The 2,025-nt window shown below is 44.2% G+C and carries 2 protein-coding genes; both read left to right on the top strand.

Annotation, left to right across the window (positions count from 1 at the left end; translation table 11 throughout):
• Window positions 1-961: 961 nt before the first annotated feature.
• Window positions 962-1,261, top strand: a complete 300-nt coding sequence (locus HRU21_13165) for an accessory factor UbiK family protein (protein NRA43239.1) — start codon at window positions 962-964, stop codon at window positions 1,259-1,261.
• 24 nt (window positions 1,262-1,285) lie between these two features.
• Window positions 1,286-2,025: ATP-binding protein (locus HRU21_13160; protein NRA43238.1), on the top strand; the 740-nt coding region annotated here is incomplete at its 3' end.

Here is a 2,025-nt window from a genome sequence, read left to right as displayed (position 1 = left end):
GTAGTAGTCAGATACAACACCAACATTTGCTGATAAGCCTTCAACCGCAGCAGCCGGCGCAGCAAAACCTGCGATAGATGCAGCAGCGATGCTTGCAGATAGTAGTTTTTTCATAGTTTTCTCCAGGTAGTTTTATTTAAAACTTTTGTTAAACAACTTAGTTAACGTGCTTGAGTCCCCTTTGCTTAACCTAAATGTTAATGGTTAAACAAACACGCATTGCTTGTGCCCATGAATTTAGCATAGCCCGTGCCATATTTTTAAATGACCATTAAAAACAAGCACTTAAGCTAAAAACTCACGAACACTGAACCAGCGCACTGAGATAGCGCACTTATTTCTTGCACGTTTGGGGAGCATGTTTCCAAAATAGTGCACGAAATTGGTAGCCTTGCTTGAACTCAGACAACTGAGCCACAACAGAGGCAAATTTATATCCGCCATAACGTAAAAATTTCGGCATCTACCGAAACTTTTTGCGCTACAACGAGATGGTAAAAAACAATATTTACTTTTAAAAAACAGACACTTAAAAATTAAAAATAATCGCAAAACAGGATTAAATAAAAAAACTGAGGCCAGGTAAAAAGTGCAGGCTGGAAGAAATTTTGGGGGATAGCGAGCGTCGCTGAGCGAAGTATATGCTGCGATTCCTTGGTAGCTAATGCAAATATAACTATAAAGTCTAAATAATCTGCTTACATACATTGCTTATTTGAGGCTTTTGTTATCCATATCCATATTTGCACCATTTAAGCACAGGTTTTCAATAAAACCCAGTCTAGGCACGTTTTTTTTACGAAAAAATGCGAAACCAAGCCCATTCTTTTGCCAATTCAGCATTTAAATTGAAACAATTGACAATTCAGCAAGTTAAAACACATTTCTCAGGTATTCTATATTGACTCTGTTACAATTTAATTACCTATTGTTTTCATCTCAAATTACGTGACTTATTGCCATGCCAGATAAACCCTTCGACAGTCTTAAAAACGATATCATTGCCGCACTTCATCCCGATAACGTCGTGCAGCAGCTGAGCAAACAAGCTGACAAACTGCTGTCAGAGCAGCAGCGAGATGAACTGCAGCGCAGCTTGCAAATAATCATGCAATCGAGCTTGAGTAAACTAGACTTAGTCACGCGCGAGGAATTTGATACCCAAGCAGCGATTTTAGCCAAAACACGGGCCAAAGCCGAACAGCTTGAAACGCAGCTAAACCAATTACTGGCCGAGTTAGAGCAGCAAAACTCGCCCTAGCCAATATTCAATCAGGAGAAATGGATGTCTCTTGCAACACTTAAAAGCCGTGCCCAGCTTGGCTTTGCCAGCCCTGCTGTGACGGTGGAGGTGCACTTATCCGCAGGTTTACCGGCATTTAACCTGGTTGGCCTTCCTGAGGCATGCGTCAAAGAAGCCAAAGAGCGTGTGCGTTCTGCCATTTTAAACAGTCAGTATGATTTTCCTGCCAGTCGCATCACCGTTAATCTTGCCCCGGCCGACTTACCCAAAGATGGCGGGCGCTTTGATCTAGCGATAGCGCTGGGCATTTTACTGGCCTCTGAGCAACTGAAACTATCTCCAGCACAAACAGAAAGCCTATTGTCTACCGAGTTTATTGCCGAGCTGAGCCTATCTGGTGCACTTAAAGGGGTAAACGGCCTGCTTGCCAGCGCAATTTGCACCAAAAAAGATCGCCGACATCTCTGCGTCAGCAGTGATAACCAAGCTGAAGCCGCATTAGTTGACCCTAAAAACCTGCACGGTGCGCATTTATTGTCCGTTTGTCAGCATTTACTCGGCCAAACATTACTTGAGCCATGCCAATCCGCCGCCACAACGAACTCTTGTGAGCACTCTCGCCTAGGTCAGGTCAATGATTTTGCCGCGGTTCGCGGCCAACAGCAGGCCAAACGCGGCTTAATGATTGCCGCAGCAGGCGAGCATAACCTATTGATGAATGGCCCAGCCGGCTGCGGCAAAACCATGTTGGCGAAATGCCTGCCCAGCATAATACCTAAGCT

It is taken from the genome of Pseudomonadales bacterium (genome assembly GCA_013215025.1).
In the GTDB taxonomy this organism is placed as follows: domain Bacteria; phylum Pseudomonadota; class Gammaproteobacteria; order Pseudomonadales; family DT-91; genus DT-91.
This window is presented reverse-complemented; position numbering and strand designations above follow the sequence as displayed.